Genomic DNA, 17,652 nt, shown 5'->3' with positions numbered 1-17,652 from the left:
CTTTTTGGGGCGGGCGCAAATTCTGTGAGAACGGGGGAGAAGCCTTCGCGGGCAAGCCTCGCTCCTTGGGACGACGGGAATCCTGTGGGAGCGGGCTTGCCCGCGAAGGTATCGCCTCGGTTCAAAGCGAACCGGGGCATTCGTATCACCTCAAACCTTGAACCGGCCCACCAGCATCTGCAGATGCGTCCCCAGCCGCGCCAGCTCGACGCTGGAGGCCGCTGTCTCTTCGCTGGCGGCGGAGGTCTGTTCGGACACATCGCGCACGTTCAGCACGCTGCGGTTGATCTCTTCGGCCACCGCGCTCTGTTGCTCGGCAGCAGCGGCGATCTGCTGGTTCATCGACTGGATGGCCGACACGGTGCGGGTGATGCTTTCCAGCGAGCCACCGGCGCGGCGGGTCAGTTCGACACTGCTGTCGGTCAGGCTGCGGCTGTTGTCCATGATGGTCGCGACTTGCTGAGTGCCGGTTTGCAGGCCGACGATCAGCTCTTCGATTTCTTCGGTGGACTTCTGGGTGCGTTGCGCGAGGCTGCGGACTTCATCGGCGACCACCGCAAAGCCACGCCCGGCCTCACCGGCGCGGGCGGCCTCGATGGCGGCGTTGAGCGCCAGCAGGTTGGTTTGCTGGGCCACGGATTTGATCACGTCGAGCACGCTGCCGATTTTGTCGCTTTCGCGCTTCAGATCGTCCATGGCGGCGGTGGAGTTGCCGACTTCGACGGCCAGGCGCTCGATCTGGGCGATGGCTTCGCCAACCACCCTGTCACCTTCGCGGGCCTGCTGGTCGGCGGCAACGGCGGCTTCGGATGCTTCCTCGGCGTTGCGCGCGACTTCCTGCACGGTGGCGGTCATTTCGTGCATGGCGGTGGCCACCTGATCGGTTTCCACCTTCTGGCTGTTGACCCCGGCGCTGGTCTGCTCGGTGACGGCCGACAGTTCTTCAGCGGCGCTGGCGATTTGGGTCACGCCATCGCTGATGCCACCGATCAACTCCCGCAGGCTGACGACCATCCGCTGCAGAGTACTTTGTAATTGACCCAGCTCGTCGTGGCGAGTGACCTCAAGGTTATGGCTCAGGTCGCCCGAGGCGACACGTTCGACAGCAGTCAAAGTCTGTTGCAGTGGAACGACGATCTGCCGCGTAATGACCCAGGCGGCGAGGAGGCCAAACGCCAATGCCAGGACGGTCACGATGATCAGCGTGCTTTTTGCCTGGGCCGTCTCTTGGTCACGGACGTCGGTTTGCGAGCGGGTCAATTGTGCGTTCAGGTCATTCAAGCGGATCTCTTGATCCACCATCTTCTTGAGGGCTGCGGCGCTGGTCACCTGCGAGTCGCGGAACTGGCTGACAGCGGCGCGATAACCCTTAAGGGACTCAGTGGCTTGTTGCAGGTTGGCGGCGTGCTGTTCTGGCAGTTTGCCCGGCAGGCTTTCAAGGTTTTTCAGGGTGTTGTCAATGGCATCCAGCGCCGGTTGCTCGGCTTCGGTCTTGCTGCTGTAGGTGTAACCGCGCACCTGGAAGCGCGCTTGCTGGATCAGTTTGCTCAGCTCGACCACGCTGTTGAATTGAACGACGCTGTCACCTTGCAGCAAGGACTTTTCGACTTCTGCCACCCTGGCCACAGCATTGTCAGCGGTGGCGCCTAGCTTGGATCGGGCCGATTCGCGGTTCTGCGTCGCTTGAGTCATATCGGCAAAGGCGCGTTTGTACTCACCGATGGTGGCCAGTTGCTGTTTGAGCATTTCCTGATTCACAGGGCGCACAAACAGTTTGAGGGCGACCTGTACGCCATCATCGAGCTTGCCCAGGAGTTCGCTGACGGCTGCCGGACCTTGTTCGCCACGGCGCATTTCGTAGTCGACACGGGCGGTTCGCAAATCCTTGCTCAAGTCGTTGAGACTGGCGATGTGACTCTGCTTGTCTGCGCGACTGATCACACTGCTCAGGCTATTCCAGCCAGTGAAGGTGATCAGGAGAGTCATGAGCAGCACGAGGCCAAAGCCGACACTCAACTTGCGATTGACGCTTACGTTTCCCAGTTTCTCGGCTAGCCATCGGTACATGCTGCGACTCCCCTCGGACCATTAATCGGTTTTATGGGGACTGTATCGGCAGGCCGGCTGGAACCTGTAGGTGAGCAAACACTTGTGGCGAGGGAGCTTGCTCCCGCTTGGGCGCGAAGCGGCCAGCGCTTTTCCCGGCAAGACCGCATTCACCGGTTTTACGACTGCTTCGCAGCCGAGCGGGAGCAAGCTCCCTCGCCACTGGGTAAGTGTCTGGGCTAGAACAGGCGTGAGAGCAGCGCGGTGACGGCGGTTTCGACCCGCAGGATGCGCTCGCCAAGCTGCACCGGTTGCAGACCGGCCTTGGCCAGCAGGTCGATTTCGTAGGGAATCCAGCCGCCTTCGGGGCCGATGGCCAGGGTCACTGGCTCGTCCAGGCCACGGGGGCAGGGCGGGTAGTTACCGGGATGGCCAACGAGGCCGAGGGTGCCCTCGGTGATGGCTGGCAGACGGTCTTCGACAAAAGGCTTGAAGCGTTTCTCGATGACCACCTCAGGCAGCACACTGTCCCTGGCCTGTTCAAGCCCCAGGATCAATTGCTCACGAACCGCCTCAGGTTCGAGGAACGGGGTTTGCCAGAAACTCTTCTCGACGCGATAGCTGTTCACCAGCACGATTCGCGGCACACCCATGGCGGCCACGGTCTGGAACACCCTGCGGAGCATTTTCGGGCGTGGCAGGGCCAACACCAGGGTCAGTGGCAGCTTGGTCGGCGGCGGTTGATCGAGGGTGACGCGCAACTCGGCTTCGTCGGCGTCCAGGCGCAGTACTTCGGCGGCACCCATCAGCCCGCCGATACGCCCGACGCGCATGCTGTCACCCACTTCACAGCGGTGGACTTCCTGCATATGAGTCAACCGGCGATCGCGCAGGATCACCCGGTCGGCCGCAATAAAGTCGGCCTCTTCGAGGAGCAGCAGGTTCACGCTTGGGTCGCTGGCGGCTGGTCGTTGTGATCGTCAGCCGGCTGGTCGTCCGGATGCTCGCCGCGCTTGCTGATCAGGCTGCCGAACAGGATGCCGATCTCGAACAGCAACCACATCGGTACGGCCAACAGCGTCTGCGAGAAGATATCCGGCGGGGTCAGGATCATGCCGACCACGAAGCAACCGATGACCACGTAAGGGCGGATTTTCTTCAGGTACGCGACATTGACCACGCCGATCCACACCAGCAGCACTACGGCCACCGGAATCTCGAACGCCACGCCGAAGGCGAAGAACAGCGTCATGACGAAATCGAGGTAGCTGGTGATGTCGGTCATCATTTCCACGCCGGCCGGGGTGGCGGCAGCGAAAAATTTGAAGATCAGCGGGAACACCAGGAAATAGGCGAAGGCCATGCCGGTGTAGAACAGCAGAATGCTGGAGACGAGCAACGGTACCGCGATGCGCTTCTCATGCTTGTACAGGCCCGGCGCGATAAAGCCCCAGATCTGATGCAGGATCACCGGGATCGCCAGGAACAGCGAGACCATCATGGTCAGCTTCAGCGGCGTCAGGAACGGCGACGACACATCGGTGGCGATCATCGTCGCGCCCACGGGCAGGTATTGACGAAGCGGCGTGGAGACGAAGGTGTAGATCTGCTGGGTGAAGGCAAACAACCCGGCAAAGATGATGAAGATCGCCGCTACACAACGCAGCAGACGGGTACGCAACTCGGTGAGGTGCGAAACCAGCGGCATGTGCTGGTCATTTTCGGGGAGATCGCTCATGGGGCTCGCGGCGGCAGTGTTGGGTCATGAGGGGCCGGCGCAACAGGCGCAGCCGCAGGCGTAACAGGTTCAACCGGTGTTGCTGCAACAACGGGCGCAGGTTCAACGGCTGCTACAACAGGTGCAGGTTCGGCAGCGGTCGGAGCATGAATCGTCTGCTCCGCCACAGGCTCAACCGGGGTAGCCTCCTGCTGAGTCGGCGTGAAGATCTTCCGCGCCTCCTGCTCCAGCGACAGAATGTGCTCGTTGTGCAGTTGCCGACGAATTTCGTCGGCACCGATCTCACGTTCAACTTCCTGTTTGATCGCGTTGAAGCTGCGCTTCAACCGCCCGACCCACAGGCCGGCGGTGCGCGCAGCACCCGGCAGGCGCTCGGGGCCCAGCACCAGCAGGGCAACGAGGCCGACGAGCAGCAGTTCAGAGAAGCTGATACCAAACATTAGTCAGTGCTCACGAGTCTTTGCGGATCGGCTCTTCGACTTTTTGCGCCTGCACATCGATGGTGTGCGGCTGGTTCACGGACTGTGTGGTCTGTGGCTGAACGGGCGGAACCGGTTGGGCCGGAGTCGCTGTCGGATCGGCCGGTTTTTCGTCGTCGTTCATGGCCTTGCGAAAGCCCTTGATCGACTCGCCCACGTCAGTGCCGAGGTTTTTCAGTTTCTTGGTGCCGAACACCAGCACCACGACAACCAGGATGACGATCCAGTGTTTCCAGTCAAAAATGCCCATGTTGCGCTCCTCTCTAATAGTTGTTCAGGCGGACGGGCGAGAGGCTTTCTCGGCGTGTCCGGACAGACCGAAGCGACGGTCCAGTTCATCGAGCACAGCCTGTGGGTGCTGCCCCAGTTGGGCGAGCATGACCATGCTGTGGAACCAAAGATCGGCGGTCTCGTAGATCACATCGCTGCAGTCACCGCTGATGGCGGCATCCTTGGCGGCAATGATGGTTTCGACCGACTCTTCGCCGACTTTTTCCAGAATCTTGTTCAAGCCCTTATGGTACAGGCTGGCGACATACGAACTGTCGGCAGCGGCGCCTTTGCGCTCTTCCAGTACCTGAGCCAGACGGGTCAAAGTGTCACTCATGTTTGTGTCCTGCGGAATAGATAGCGTGCGGGTCTTTGAGAACCGGGTCGACGGTTTTCCAGTCGCCGTTCTCGAAGACGCGGTAGAAGCAGCTCTGACGGCCGGTATGGCAGGCGATGTCGCCGATCTGCTCGACCATCAGGATGATCACGTCAGCGTCGCAGTCCAGGCGCATCTCATGCAGGGTTTGCACGTGGCCGGACTCTTCGCCCTTGCGCCACAGCTTGCCACGGGAACGTGACCAGTAAATGGCACGGTTCTCGGCGGCGGTCAATTGCAGTGCTTCGCGGTTCATCCAGGCCATCATCAGGACGCGTCCGGTCTTGTGATCCTGGGCAATCGCCGGCACCAGTCCATCGGCGTCCCACTTGATCTCGTCCAGCCAGTTTTTCATCTTCGACTCCGACAGCGGGCTCTACTTCTATAGCTGAGCCCAAGCGTTCAAACAGTGTGCCAGCCGATGATCCAACTGGCTATCGGCGAACGACCAGATACAAGCCGATCGCCACCATGATTCCGGCGGGCCAATGCCCCAGTTCGTGCAACGGGCCACCGACGGCGAGTATCGTGCCACCCGCCAGGTGAGCGGTACCGAGCAGGCGCAGGAACACGTCGTCCTTGCGCCTGTGCCACGGGGGGGCAGGGTCGTTGGCGTGGGGTTGGGACACGCGCTCGAGCAGGTCGCGGGCCATGTTGGCCAGGTGCGGGATCTGCTCGAACTGGCTCTGCACGTTGCCCAGCAAGGCTTTGGGGCTGACGCGCTCGCGCATCCAGCGTTCGAGGAACGGCTGGGCGGTGTTCCACAGATCGAGGTCCGGGTACAGCTGACGGCCCAGGCCTTCGATGTTCAACAGGGTTTTTTGCAGCAAGACCAACTGTGGCTGCACTTCCATGTTGAAGCGTCGGGCGGTCTGGAACAGGCGCATCAGCACCTGGCCGAAGGAAATATCTTTTAATGGTTTTTCGAAGATCGGCTCGCACACCGTGCGGATTGCCGCTTCGAATTCGTTGAGTTTGGTTTCTGCCGGTACCCAGCCCGAATCGATGTGCAGCTGCGCGACACGACGGTAATCACGCTTGAAGAACGCGAACAGGTTGCGCGCCAGATAGTCCTGGTCTTCCGGGGTCAGGCTGCCGACGATGCCGCAGTCGATGGCAATGTACTGCGGGCTCCAGGGCTGCACGGTGCTGACAAAGATGTTGCCGGGGTGCATGTCGGCGTGGAAGAAGCTGTCGCGGAATACCTGGGTGAAGAAGATCTCCACGCCTCGTTCGGCGAGCATTTTCATATCGGTGCGCTGGTCGGCCAGGGTCGCGAGGTCGGTGACCTGGATGCCGTAGATGCGCTCCATCACCAGCACTTTTGGTCGGCACCAGTCCCAATAAACCTGGGGTACGTAGAGCAGCGGCGAACCATCGAAGTTGCGCTTCAACTGGCTGGCGTTGGCCGCCTCGCGCAACAGGTCGAGTTCGTCGTAGATGGTTTTTTCGTAGTCGCTGACCACGTCCACCGGGTGTAGCAGGCGGGCGTCGGCCGAGAGTTTTTCCGCGGCGCGGGCAAGAATGAACAGCCACGCGAGGTCTTGGGCAATGATTGGTTTCAGGCCCGGGCGGATCACTTTGACCACCACTTCTTCACCGGTTTTCAGCTGCGCGGCATGCACCTGCGCCACCGAGGCCGAGGCCAGCGGTTCGACATCGAAACGGCTGAAGACTTCATTGATCTTTTTGCCGAGCTGCTCTTCGATCAGCCGGACCGACACTTGCGAGTCGAAGGGCGGCACGCGGTCCTGCAACATCATCAACTCATCGGCGATGTCTTCGGGCAGCAGGTCGCGGCGTGTGGAGAGAATCTGGCCGAACTTGATAAAAATCGGCCCCAGGTCCTGCAACGCCAGGCGCAATCGTGCGCCACGGCTCAGGTCCAGAGGCTTGCGCGGGAACCAGCGCCACGGCAAGGCATAGCGCAGCGCCAGCAAAAACCAGGGCAGTGGCAGGGCGAACAGCAGGTCATCGAGGCGATAGCGGATCACGACGCGCTGGATGCGCAACAAACGGCGGACGGCAAGCAGCTTCATGCGTTATCGCTTGGGTCGAGGGATCGGGAAAGGCGCTCGAAACGCGCCTCGAGACGTTCCAGATCGAGCTTGATCTGGTCCAGTTCATTAAAACGGGCGTCAGCTTCGCGCTGACCGACGAGGGCGCGCGATTCTTCGGCCAGGTATTCGCCCAGGTTCTGGTTCAGACTGGCGAACCCTTGCTGATACCAGCGTGCGCGACTGCGCAGGTGACCGCCGACCAGTTGCGTGGCCACAGGTCCCAGCCAGCGCGAGAGTTCGTACTCCCAGTCCAGTTCGAGGTCCTGAAGGATCGCCGCCAGTTCCAGCAGCACGCCGCTGTCGCCGTCGAGTTCGACTTCCGGAGCATGCAGAACCGAAGTCTTGTCCTTGCTCGTCGCCAGTTTCAGCAGGCTTGAGGCCGGCGCGCGCAAGGTGCAGTCGGCACCGGTTTCCCACTGGGAGGCGAGCATCAGGCCTTCATCGCTGGGCAGGATGAACACTTGCAGCGCCGGGCTGCGGCAGTCGACGGCAATCACCTTGCCACTCAAATGCGCCAGCCGCGGCAGCGCCGTGCTGTCGAGACGCAGCACCCGGTTCAGGCCAAGCTCAACGCTGGCGAGCAGGCCGGCCAGCAACATCAGGGTTTGATGCCGCGGTGCAGGGCGACGATGCCTGCGGTCATGTTGTGATAGGTCACGCGGTCGAAACCGGCCTCGACCATCATCGACTTCAGGGTTTCCTGGTTCGGGTGCATGCGGATCGATTCGGCCAGGTAGCGATAGCTTTCCGAATCATTGGTGATCAGCTTGCCCATCAACGGCATGAAGGCGAACGAGTAGGCGTCGTAGGCTTTGGACATCAGCGCATTGGTCGGCTTGGAGAACTCCAGCACCAGCAGACGGCCGCCGGGCTTGAGCACGCGGAGCATCGAGCGCAGGGCGTCTTCTTTATGCGTCACGTTGCGCAGGCCGAAAGCGATGGTCACGCAGTCGAAGTGATTGTCCGGGAACGGCAGCTTTTCAGCATCGGCCTGGACGAATTCGACGTTGCCAGACACACCCAGGTCCAGCAGGCGGTCACGGCCGACCTTGAGCATGGACTCGTTGATGTCGGCCAGGACGACCTGGCCAGTCGGGCCAACGAGGTGCGAGAATTTTTTGGTCAGGTCGCCCGTGCCGCCGGCGATGTCCAGCACGCGGTTGCCGGTGCGCACGCCCGACAGTTCGATCGCGAAACGCTTCCACAGACGGTGCATGCCGCCCGACAGGAGGTCGTTCATCAGGTCGTACTTGGCGGCTACCGAGTGGAAAACCTCAGCGACTTTTTCCGCTTTCTGGCTTTCCGGAACGTTTTTGAAGCCGAAGTGAGTGGTGGGTTCGGCATCGCTGCCTTTGCGCTGATCAGTCATATCGCTGTCACCAAAAGAGAATGCGCGACATTCTAATCCCGGTAGCCTGCTTTGTCTTGGCAAGGCTGAAGGTAAGATAGGCAACTACCGGGACGTTTTGACGCATGCAGGGTCAAGATGTCTTGAGCAAGTCACGATAAAACAGGAATCATTCGATGGCCCATATTAGTGTTGAACGTGCCCACGGCCTGGGTAAGGAAGCGGCCCGCGAGAAGGCCGACAAGTTGGCGCAGAAACTGTCCGAACAATATGGCCTGGAACCGCAGTGGTCCGGCGACACCCTGAATCTCAGACGCCCGGGTGTAAAAGGGGCGGTATATGTGGGCGAGAATTCGATCAAGGTCGATGTCGAACTGGGCCTGTTGATGTCCGCCATGAGCGGCACCATCAAATCGGAAATCGAAAGGGCCCTCGATAAAGCGTTGGCCTGATTTGGTTCTATCTGTGAGACGCGATTCCTGTGGGAGCGAGCCTGCTCGCGATAGCGGTCTTCCAATCGACATCAATGTTGAATGTGTCGGCCCTTTCGCGAGCAGGCTCGCTCCCACATTTGTTTGTGGTGTGACCAAAGGTTTATGTCACTTGTTAGGGTGCCGTTTCTAATTATTCTCACTACTTTGTGCCTGAGCCCGACTCTTTGCGGGCCGTTCCTCAACCCTTCTGCGCGTGAGGTGCACCATGGCCAAAGTTATTTTGAAGAAAAAAGTCGACGTTGAAACTAGTGCTCTTGGCGACGTCAAATCGTATGCCCGCAAGATCTGGCTGGCAGGCCTGGGTGCTTACACCAGGGTCGGTCAAGAGGGTGGAGAGTACGTTCAAGAGTTGATCAAGGCTGGTCAAGCTGTTGAAAAGAAAGGTAAAAAAGTAGTTGTTGAGAAACTTGAAGCGGCTAATGCCGAGATCGATGAAGCCAAGAGTGAAGTGAGCACTTTCAAGGGCAAAGTCGAAGTTCAACTCGACAAGGTCGAGAAGGCTTTCGATACGCGCATCGCAAGTGCCTTGAATCGTATCGGTATTCCGTCTAAACATGACGTTGAGACACTCTCTGCTAAGCTCGATGAGCTGACGGCATTGCTCGAACGTGTCGCGCGTAAATCTTAAGGAGAACGGGATGGCTGGTAAAAAGAATACTGAAAAAGAAGGCAGCTCGTGGATCGGGAAGGTCGAAGACTACTCCCGCAAGATCTGGCTGGCTGGTTTAGGCGTGTACTCGAAGATCGACACTGACGGCAGCAAGCTCTTCGATGCATTGGTTAAGGACGGCGAAAAAGCCGAGAAGCTCACCAAGAGTGCTGTCGGCAAGAAAGTCGATGCCGCCAAGGACTCCGCTTCGTCGGCCAAGTCGCGCATCAGCGGCGTGAAAGATCGTGCACTGGGCAAATGGGATGAGCTGGAAGGGGCTTTCGACAAGCGTCTGAACAGCGCCATTTCGCGCCTGGGTGTACCGAGCCGCAATGAGGTCAAGGCACTGCACAGCAAGGTCGATACCCTGACCAAGCAAATCGAAAAACTCACCGGTGCCAAGGTTGCGCCTGTTGCGGCGAAAACCGCTGCGGCCAAACCAGCAGCCAAAAGCGCTGCCAAACCATTGGCTAAAGCTGCCGCTAAACCGGCAACCAAAACTGCAGCGGCAAAACCTGCAACCAAGGTGGCGGCAAAACCAGCCGCTAAACCTGCAGCTAAAACCGCAGCGGCCAAACCAGCCGCAGCGAAGAAACCTGCGGTGAAAAAACCGGCAGCCCCGAAAGCGGCCGCACCGAAACCGGCAGTGGCTGCCGCCAAACCGGTAACTCCGGTGAGTACGGCGAACTCCGCCGCTGCGCCGACCCCTGTTGTAACCCCGACTGCCGCGCCGGCTCCATCGACGCCAACCAGTCAGTCCTGATTTTCAGGACTCAAAAAAACGCCCGGCCTGTAAAGGTCGGGCGTTTTTGTTTGTGATTCCAGAAAACATCGACGACCCACCGGGTTAGTCGTGTTCTTCCAGATACTGGAGCGCCAACCGCTCGGTCGCGACTTTCACCGACGGCAGCAAGTGCGGCGCCACCAGCATCATGACTTGATACACCACCAGTCGCACTTCACCTTCCCGGTCGAGAATCCGCTGATAGTCCAGCGAGAACAGCAACGTCATGGTGATTTGTTCCACCAGTTGCCCCAGCGCCTGAGTGTCACTGACCAGCAGCCCCTTGGCCTTCAACTGTGCCAGCAATGAAGCGAGTGTGCGCTTCAACGCATTGAGCAGGTTGCGTATTCCCTTGGCCAGTTTCGGCAGGCGGCCGGCAAGGTTCGACAGGTCCTGGAACAGAAACCGGTAGTGGGCCAGGCGTTCGACGATCAGGTGCAGGAACAGCCAGTAATCTTCAGGCGCCAATTCCACATCACACGGAGGATCGAGCAATGGCGTCAGTTCGGTCTGGAAACGCTCGAACAGCCCGAGGATCAGCGGTTCCTTGCCGTGGAAGTGATAGTAGAGATTACCCGGGCTGATGCCCATTTCGTTGGCCACTTCCATGGTGGACACGTTCGGTTCGCCCTTCTGATTGAACAACTGCAGGGCACATTCGAGAATCCGGTCGCGGGTTTTCATCCAGTCTTCTTAATGGTCGAGTCATGCCACGGCCATTCATGGCCGTGGTTCGTTGAACGTCAGCGCACGCGTACATAAGTACCGGGTGCCGCCTCCATCGGTGGATAGTTCTGGTTGCCGAGGGCCATCTGGGTTTCACGTTGTGCGCCGGAGCGTTCCTGAATCCAGCCCAGCCATTGCGTCCACCAACTACCGTCGACGCGCTTGGCGTCGTAATACCAGGCCCGCGGGTCGCTGCTCAGTTTCGGATTCTCGACGTAGTTGGCTTTGGGATTGTTGGGTGGGTTGAGAATGCTCTGCACGTGACCGCTGTTGGACAGCACGAAGCGCCGCTCGCCACCCAGCAGCAATGTCGAGCGATACACCGCATCCCACGGGGTGATGTGATCATTCATGCCCGCCACGCTGAAACTGTCGACGGTGACTTTCTGTAGGTCGATCGGGGTGCCGCACACCTCCAGCCCACCCGGATGACTCAGCGGGTTGTGCTTGAAGAAATCCAGCAGGTCGCCATGAAATGCTGCCGGCAGGCGCGTGTTGTCATTGTTCCAGTAGAGGATGTCGAACGCCGGCGGCTCCTTGCCCAGCAGGTAGTTATTGACGAAGTAATTCCAGATCAAATCGTTGGGACGCATCCAGGCAAAAACCCGGGCCATGTCACTGCCTTCCAGAACACCCTTCTGATATGAGCGGCGCTTGGCTGCTTCCAGCGTCTGCTCATCGGCGAAGAGCGTTGCCGGGCTGTCGATCTGACTGTCGAGCAGGCTCACCAGGTAAGTCGCGCTGGACACCCGCCGCAGCTGCCGCTTGGCCTGCAAGTGTCCTTGCAGCGCGGCAATGGTCAGCCCGCCGGCACAGGCCCCCATCAGGTTGACCTCACGAGCGCCGGTGATCGCGCGGCACACATTCATCGCTTCTTCCGCGGCTTCGACGTAAGACGACAGCCCCCATTCGCGATGACGCACATCGGGATTGCGCCAGCTGATGATGAAGGTCTGCAAGCCGTTCTTCAGGGCGAACTGGACGAAGCTGTTGCCGGGGCTCAAGTCGAAAATGTAGTACTTGTTGATCTGTGGCGGCACGATCAACAACGGCTTGGAATATTGTTTTTCGCTCATCGGCTTGTACTGGATCAGCTCCAGCAGCTCATTGCGAAACACCACGGAGCCGGTGGTGGTGGCGACCGTTTTACCCACCTCGAACGCTTGTTTGGTGACTTGTCTGGGCAGACCATTGTTGTGCAGAAGGTCGTCGACCAAATGGCCGAGACCGCGTACCAGGCTGTTGCCGCCGGAGTTGAAAATCTCCTTGATCGCCAGCGGATTGAGCAGGGTGTTGGACGGCGCCATGGCATCGTTGAGCAAGGCAAACGCAAAGTGGGCGCGGGCGCGATCGTCCGGGTTCATGTTGCTGTCGTCGATCCAGCTTTTGATCTCTTTCTGCCAGCTCAGATAGGCCTGCAAACTACGGCGATAAAAAGGATTGAGGCTCCACGTCGGGTCGGCAAAGCGACTGTCCTGCGGGTTGATCGGGTGCAGGGTTTCACCCAACAGTACGCGGCCCAGCTGGCCGCCCAGCTTCAAGGCATGTCGGGCCGTATACACTGGGTTGCGCAGGCCGTGGGCGGCCAGGCTGCGCAAGGTCGAAAGCAAGTCCCGGCCGCGCAGACCGGTCACCGCACTCTGTGCGTTGATGAATGCAGCGGGAGTGGGCAAAGAGCCCTTCGCTGGTTTGTCGCGCATGAGTCAACACTCCTTCGTCATCAGGCCAAAAACAAACACACCCGAACAAAACACCATAGACGCTGTTGCAGGTTGTTGCGCGGCACGGCGTCCTGCCACTCCCCCTTTTCATAAACAACAGCCGGGGTTGGCTAGCCACCCGATGGCGCCGGATGCGGATGCATCACTGCGCGCTGACGTTCCTCCTCGAGAAATTTCATGATGATCGGTGCCACTGCTTCGGCCCGGGTAATCAGGAACAAATGCCCATCATCGATGATGTGCAATTGGGCATTGGGAATCCGCCAGGCCAGCACACGCATATTGATCAGCGGGATCAGTGGATCATCGTCGCCGGCCAATACCAGGGTCGGCTGGTGGATCTTGTGCAGCCAGTGAATGCTGGTCCAGCCGAGGCCGGCGAACAGCTGCCAGTAGTAGCCGAGTTTGCCTGCCGAGCGGACCCTGGCGGCGTGACTGGCAGCGAGGGTCGGATCTCGGCGGAATGAACCGCCATAAATCATCGGTGCGATGCGGATCACATGGGATGGCTGGATGTAGCGCCGTGGGCTGGCCATCATCCATAGCACTTTCGGCTTGCCCGGAACCATCACGGCACCGGCCGCTGTGGCTGCCAGCACCAGCTTCTTGCAGCGCTCGGGATAGTCATGGGCGAACTGCTGCGCCAGTGCGCCACCCCACGACACGCCAATCACATTGACTTGCCCGTAATCGAGATAGTCGAGCATTCGCGCCGTGAGTTTCGCCAGGCCCGAAAAGCGATACGGGCGGGTGGGAGTCGATGAGCCGCCGACGCCGGGTACGTCGAAGGCGATGACTTCCAGGTCCGGATCCAGAGCCTGGACGAACGGGAATATCAGCTCCAGGTTGGCGCCGATGCCGTTGAAAATCAGCAAGGGCGTCAAGTGAGGCTTGCCGGGGCGTACCGCAGTGCGGAGGGTCTGGCCATCCAGGTTGACGGTACGAAAGATGAACGGTTGCGGCATGCACAGAGCCCTGTAGGTTTTAAACGCTGATCGGGCCGTCCCGGGCCGTCGCAGAATGTTCGAGGCTGGCCTCGAGAGTGATGGGTAGAAATCGCGGCACCTCCCAGTGCCGCGGACTATGAGTTATTTGAAGCTCAACGTTCATGCACGTAAGTACCCGGTGAAGCTTCACCCGCTGGATAGGCCTTGTTGCCAAGGTTGGCAGGGGATTTCTTCAGTTTGCCCGAACGCTCGGCCTGCCACGCCTGCCAATGCAACCACCAGGAGTCGGTGTGCTTGGTGGAGTTTTCCATCCACTCTTCTGCTTTGACCGGCATTTCGGTGCTGGTCATGTAGCGTGCTTTCGGATTGCCCGGAGGGTTCAGAATGCTCTGGATATGCCCGCTGCTGGACAGCACGAACTCGACCTTGCCGCCGAACAGCTGCGCGGATTTGTAGCAGGACTTCCACGGAGTGATGTGATCGTTGGTGCCGGCCAGGGAAAAGATGTCGGCGGTCACCTGCTTGAGGTCGATCGCTGTGCCGCACACTTCCAGGGCATCGGGGCGGATCAGTGGGTTATTTTTGAACATCTCGATCAGGTCGCCGTGGAACGCCGCTGGCAACCGGGTGGTGTCGTTGTTCCAGAACAGAATGTCGAAAACCGGCGGCTCATTACCTAGCAGGTAGTTGTTGACCCAGTAGTTCCAGATCAGGTCGTTGGGGCGCATCCAGGCGAAGACTTTCGCCATGTCGCGACCTTCCAGCACACCGGCCTGGTAGGAATGGCGCTTGGCGGCTTCGAGGGTCTGCTCGTCGACGAACAGGGCCACATCGCTATCGAGGGTGGTGTCCAGCACGCTGACCAGCAGGGTGAGGGCGTTGACCTTCTTCTCGCCGATCGCTGCGTAGTGACCCAGCAGGGCGGTGCAGGTGATGCCGCCGGAGCAGGCGCCAAGCATGTTCACGTCTTTGCTGCCGGTGATCGCGGTGACGACATCGACCGCTTCCTTGAGCGCTTCGATGTAGGTCGACAGACCCCACTCGCGCTGCTCCTTGGTCGGATTGCGCCAGCTGACGATGAACGTCTGCACGTTGTTGCGCAGGCAGAAGCGCGCCAGGCTCTTGTCCGGGCTGAGGTCGAAAACATAGAACTTGTTGATTTGCGGCGGCACCACCAGCAGTGGGCGTTCATGCACTTGCTCGGTGATCGGCTTGTACTGGATCAGCTCCAGCACGTCGTTGCGAAAGACCACCGCGCCTTCGGTCACGCCCAGGCTCTTGCCGACTTCGAATGCGCCCATGTTGACCTGGCTCGGCATGCCGCCGTTGTGGATCAGATCCTTGGCCAGATGGGAGAGGCCGTCGAGCAGGCTCTTGCCGCCGGTTTCGAAGAAGCGTTTGACCGCCGCCGGGTTGGCCGCCGTGTTGGTCGGTGCCATGGCTTCGGTCATGAGGTTGATCACGAAATGCCCGCGAGCGACGTCCTTGGGCGAGAGGTTGCTCTTATCGATCCAGGTGTGGAGCTCCTTGCGCCACGCCAGATAAGTTTGCAAATAACGTTTGTAGAGAGGGTTCTGGCTCCAGGCCGGGTCGAGGAAGCGACGGTCATCACTTTGCGGTTGAAGCTCGGATTTTCCGAACAGTACGTTCTTGAGTTCGATGCCGAAATGGGCGACGTGCCTGGCACTGTGGATGGGTTGTCTGATGGCCTGGGTCAGCACCATTCGAGCAGAACCCAGTAGATCCTTTCTACGTAGCCCAACAACAGGATTCAGTCCCAAGGTATTTTCTGAAGCCTGGAATTTCAGGTCATCGTTTTGCTTGTTACTCATCTACGACGCTCCATTGTCCTGAGGCGAGTACCTGAGCCCAGCTGTGTAGTCACACAGCAAACGCCAGGTACTACTGCTCGGGTGACCGTTTAATTGCGCATAGCTACAAATGCACGGAACTTGCCAGCTCCATTGGTTACCCGAGTTTAATTTTTTTCGCAAGCGGGCCAATCGTTGACCCGGCAGCCAAGCATTCAAACAGATGGAATTAGAAAATGCCCTCTAAATAGCCAGAGGCCTGACCTAGAGCATCAGCTTGACGACGGATTCATTCGGATCACGGGTCTTTCCAGCCGCTTTGAGTTCCGCAAGATAATCACTCCAGAGATCTTCTTGGCGCACTGCCAGCTGGTACAGATATTCCCAGGTGAACAGGCCGCTGTCGTGGCCGTCGTCGAAGGTCAATTTCAGTGCGTACTGACCGGCCGGTTCTACCTTGGTCAGGCCTACGCCGATCTTGCCAAATTGCAGGATAGGTTTGCCGTGGCCCTGGACCTCGGCGGAAGGAGAGTGCACGCGAAGGAATTCGGCGGGCAGGTGATATTCCTCGCCGGACGCGTATTTGAGCGACAGGGTTTTCGAGGCTTTGTGCAGTTTGATGTCGGTGGGGAGTTGGGTCGTCATGGGGCCGATCTTCCGTCTGTATGGAGGCCCTGTGTCAACGGGTGACTTGTGGCGAGGGAGCTTGCTCCCGTTCGGCTGCGCAGCAGTCGCAAATCCGGCAAATGAGGTCTGGTTGAAAACCTCATTCGCCGGTTTCGGGGCCGCTTCGCGACCCAGCGGGAGCAAGCTCCCTCGCCACAGAAGCCCGCTCACACAGATTGAGACCTACAGGATATAACGGGACAGGTCTTCGTTCTGCGCCAATTCGCCCAAGTGGCTGTTGACGTAATCGGCGTCGATCAGGATGGGCTTCTCCTCGTGGGTGCTGGCCAGATCGCCGGCGCTGAACGACACCTCTTCGAGCAGGCGCTCGAGCAAGGTGTGCAGGCGACGGGCGCCGATGTTCTCGGTCTTCTCGTTGACCTGCCAGGCAATCTCGGCAATACGCTTGATGCCGTCCGGCTGGAACTCGATGAGCAGGCCTTCGGTTTTCAGCAGTGCACAATACTGCTCGGTGAGCGATGCATGCGGTTCGCTGAGGATGCGCTCGAAATCTTCCGGGCTCAGAGCCTTGAGCTCGACCCGAATCGGCAGGCGACCTTGCAGCTCGGGCACCAGATCGCTCGGTTTGCTCAGGTGGAACGCACCAGAGGCGATGAACAGAATGTGGTCAGTCTTGACCATGCCCAGTTTGGTGTTGACGGTGCAGCCTTCGATCAATGGCAGCAAGTCGCGCTGTACGCCCTCACGGGACACGTCGACGCCACCGGAGTTACCGCGCTTGGCGACCTTGTCGATTTCGTCGATGAACACGATGCCGTGCTGCTCGACGGCTTCCAGGGCCTTGGCCTTCAATTCTTCTTCGTTGACCAGGCGACCGGCTTCTTCGTCGCGAACCAGTTTCAGCGCTTCCTTGACCTTGAGCTTGCGGTTTTTGCGCTTGCCCTTGCCCATGTTGGCGAACAGGCTCTGCAACTGGTTGGTCATTTCTTCCATGCCCGGTGGCGCGGAGATATCGACGCCGGACACTTCGGCCACTTCGATTTCGATCTCCTTGTCATCCAGCTGACCTTCACGCAGGCGTTTGCGGAACAGCTGACGGGTGTTGGAGTCCTGGGCCGGTGCGGCGTCCTCGTTGCTGAAGCCCATGCGTGCCGGTGGCAGCAAGGCGTCGAGGATGCGTTCTTCGGCGGCATCTTCGGCGCGATGGCGAACCTTGGTCATTTCCTGTTCGCGCAGCAGTTTGATCGCGGCGTCGGCCAGATCACGAATGATCGATTCGACGTCGCGGCCAACGTATCCCACTTCGGTGAATTTGGTCGCTTCGACTTTGATGAACGGCGCATTGGCGAGCTTGGCCAGGCGACGGGCAATCTCGGTTTTACCGACACCGGTGGGGCCGATCATCAGGATGTTCTTGGGGGTGACTTCGACGCGCAGCTCTTCGGGCAGCTGCATCCGGCGCCAGCGGTTACGCAAGGCGATGGCGACGGCGCGTTTGGCATCGTCCTGGCCGATGATATGGCGATTGAGTTCGTGGACGATTTCACGGGGGGTCATGGGCATAGTAATTGGCGGT

At 59.5% G+C, this 17,652-nt stretch carries 19 protein-coding genes and 1 pseudogene; 3 read left to right on the top strand and 17 right to left on the bottom strand.

Annotation, left to right across the window (positions count from 1 at the left end):
- Positions 1–150: 150 nt before the first annotated feature.
- The 11 genes and pseudogenes from ACZ9BB_RS22075 to ubiE form a co-directional block, all read right to left on the bottom strand.
- Positions 151–855, bottom strand: coding sequence for a methyl-accepting chemotaxis protein (locus ACZ9BB_RS22075; RefSeq protein ID WP_476218383.1), 705 nt, complete (start codon positions 853–855; stop codon positions 151–153).
- A gap of 198 nt (positions 856–1,053) precedes the next feature.
- Positions 1,054–1,986, bottom strand: a pseudogene (locus tag ACZ9BB_RS22070) (methyl-accepting chemotaxis protein); the annotation flags it as partial.
- Between the two features lie 299 nt (positions 1,987–2,285).
- Positions 2,286–2,993, bottom strand: coding sequence for a 16S rRNA (uracil(1498)-N(3))-methyltransferase (locus ACZ9BB_RS22065; protein WP_476216198.1), 708 nt, complete (start codon positions 2,991–2,993; stop codon positions 2,286–2,288).
- Positions 2,990–3,784 carry a twin-arginine translocase subunit TatC gene (gene tatC / locus ACZ9BB_RS22060; RefSeq protein WP_476216196.1) on the bottom strand — a complete coding sequence of 265 codons (795 nt, stop codon included), beginning with the start codon at positions 3,782–3,784 and terminating at the stop codon, positions 2,990–2,992. Before tatC ends, ACZ9BB_RS22065 begins: the two co-directional genes overlap by 4 nt.
- Positions 3,781–4,224: a Sec-independent protein translocase protein TatB gene (tatB, locus tag ACZ9BB_RS22055; protein ID WP_476216195.1), complete on the bottom strand. Its 444-nt coding sequence runs from the start codon at positions 4,222–4,224 to the stop codon at positions 3,781–3,783. Before tatB ends, tatC begins: the two co-directional genes overlap by 4 nt.
- Before the next feature lie 10 nt (positions 4,225–4,234).
- Positions 4,235–4,513 (bottom strand): twin-arginine translocase TatA/TatE family subunit, encoded by a 279-nt coding sequence (locus ACZ9BB_RS22050; RefSeq protein ID WP_476216193.1) that lies wholly within the window; start codon positions 4,511–4,513, stop codon positions 4,235–4,237.
- A gap of 24 nt (positions 4,514–4,537) precedes the next feature.
- Positions 4,538–4,870, bottom strand: coding sequence for a phosphoribosyl-ATP diphosphatase (locus ACZ9BB_RS22045; RefSeq protein WP_007899279.1), 333 nt, complete (start codon positions 4,868–4,870; stop codon positions 4,538–4,540).
- Complete coding sequence (hisI, locus tag ACZ9BB_RS22040) at positions 4,863–5,264, bottom strand: phosphoribosyl-AMP cyclohydrolase (protein WP_371051742.1); 402 nt, start codon at positions 5,262–5,264, stop codon at positions 4,863–4,865. Before hisI ends, ACZ9BB_RS22045 begins: the two co-directional genes overlap by 8 nt.
- Positions 5,265–5,343: 79 nt before the next feature.
- On the bottom strand, positions 5,344–6,948 hold the full coding sequence (gene ubiB / locus ACZ9BB_RS22035; RefSeq protein ID WP_476216189.1) for a ubiquinone biosynthesis regulatory protein kinase UbiB: 1,605 nt from the start codon (positions 6,946–6,948) through the stop codon (positions 5,344–5,346).
- Positions 6,945–7,568 carry a ubiquinone biosynthesis accessory factor UbiJ gene (locus ACZ9BB_RS22030; protein WP_429431573.1) on the bottom strand — a complete coding sequence of 208 codons (624 nt, stop codon included), beginning with the start codon at positions 7,566–7,568 and terminating at the stop codon, positions 6,945–6,947. The genes ubiB and ACZ9BB_RS22030 overlap by 4 nt, the downstream gene beginning before the upstream one ends.
- Positions 7,568–8,338 (bottom strand): bifunctional demethylmenaquinone methyltransferase/2-methoxy-6-polyprenyl-1,4-benzoquinol methylase UbiE, encoded by a 771-nt coding sequence (gene ubiE / locus ACZ9BB_RS22025; RefSeq protein ID WP_123499969.1) that lies wholly within the window; start codon positions 8,336–8,338, stop codon positions 7,568–7,570. The genes ACZ9BB_RS22030 and ubiE overlap by 1 nt, the downstream gene beginning before the upstream one ends.
- Positions 8,339–8,493: 155 nt before the next feature.
- On the opposite strand from ubiE, the gene ACZ9BB_RS22020 reads away from it, so the two are divergent.
- The 3 genes from ACZ9BB_RS22020 to ACZ9BB_RS22010 all read left to right on the top strand — a co-directional run bounded on the left by ACZ9BB_RS22020 (position 8,494) and on the right by ACZ9BB_RS22010 (position 10,223).
- Positions 8,494–8,769 carry a polyhydroxyalkanoic acid system family protein gene (locus tag ACZ9BB_RS22020; protein WP_476216187.1) on the top strand — a complete coding sequence of 92 codons (276 nt, stop codon included), beginning with the start codon at positions 8,494–8,496 and terminating at the stop codon, positions 8,767–8,769.
- Between the two features lie 247 nt (positions 8,770–9,016).
- A complete protein-coding gene (locus tag ACZ9BB_RS22015) occupies positions 9,017–9,439 on the top strand; it encodes a phasin family protein (RefSeq protein ID WP_476216185.1) in 423 nt (140 codons plus the stop codon).
- 10 nt (positions 9,440–9,449) lie between these two features.
- Positions 9,450–10,223 carry a phasin family protein gene (locus tag ACZ9BB_RS22010; RefSeq protein WP_476216184.1) on the top strand — a complete coding sequence of 258 codons (774 nt, stop codon included), beginning with the start codon at positions 9,450–9,452 and terminating at the stop codon, positions 10,221–10,223.
- 84 nt (positions 10,224–10,307) lie between these two features.
- On the opposite strand, the gene ACZ9BB_RS22005 is transcribed toward ACZ9BB_RS22010, so the two are convergent.
- From ACZ9BB_RS22005 to hslU, 6 genes are all read right to left on the bottom strand, one after another.
- Positions 10,308–10,928 (bottom strand): TetR/AcrR family transcriptional regulator, encoded by a 621-nt coding sequence (locus tag ACZ9BB_RS22005; protein ID WP_476216182.1) that lies wholly within the window; start codon positions 10,926–10,928, stop codon positions 10,308–10,310.
- 59 nt (positions 10,929–10,987) lie between these two features.
- Entirely contained in the window at positions 10,988–12,670 is a 1,683-nt protein-coding gene (gene phaC / locus ACZ9BB_RS22000; protein WP_476216180.1) for a class II poly(R)-hydroxyalkanoic acid synthase, read from the bottom strand.
- A 131-nt stretch (positions 12,671–12,801) separates the two neighbouring features.
- Entirely contained in the window at positions 12,802–13,656 is an 855-nt protein-coding gene (gene phaZ / locus ACZ9BB_RS21995; RefSeq protein ID WP_476216178.1) for a poly(3-hydroxyalkanoate) depolymerase, read from the bottom strand.
- Between the two features lie 134 nt (positions 13,657–13,790).
- On the bottom strand, positions 13,791–15,470 hold the full coding sequence (gene phaC / locus ACZ9BB_RS21990; RefSeq protein WP_476216176.1) for a class II poly(R)-hydroxyalkanoic acid synthase: 1,680 nt from the start codon (positions 15,468–15,470) through the stop codon (positions 13,791–13,793).
- A gap of 243 nt (positions 15,471–15,713) precedes the next feature.
- Positions 15,714–16,094 carry a gamma-butyrobetaine hydroxylase family protein gene (locus ACZ9BB_RS21985; RefSeq protein WP_476216174.1) on the bottom strand — a complete coding sequence of 127 codons (381 nt, stop codon included), beginning with the start codon at positions 16,092–16,094 and terminating at the stop codon, positions 15,714–15,716.
- 204 nt (positions 16,095–16,298) lie between these two features.
- Positions 16,299–17,639: an ATP-dependent protease ATPase subunit HslU gene (hslU, locus tag ACZ9BB_RS21980; protein WP_476216173.1), complete on the bottom strand. Its 1,341-nt coding sequence runs from the start codon at positions 17,637–17,639 to the stop codon at positions 16,299–16,301.
- Between the last annotated feature and the right edge of the window lie 13 nt (positions 17,640–17,652).

The organism is Pseudomonas sp. TE3552, from assembly GCF_056278945.1.
This window is presented reverse-complemented; position numbering and strand designations above follow the sequence as displayed.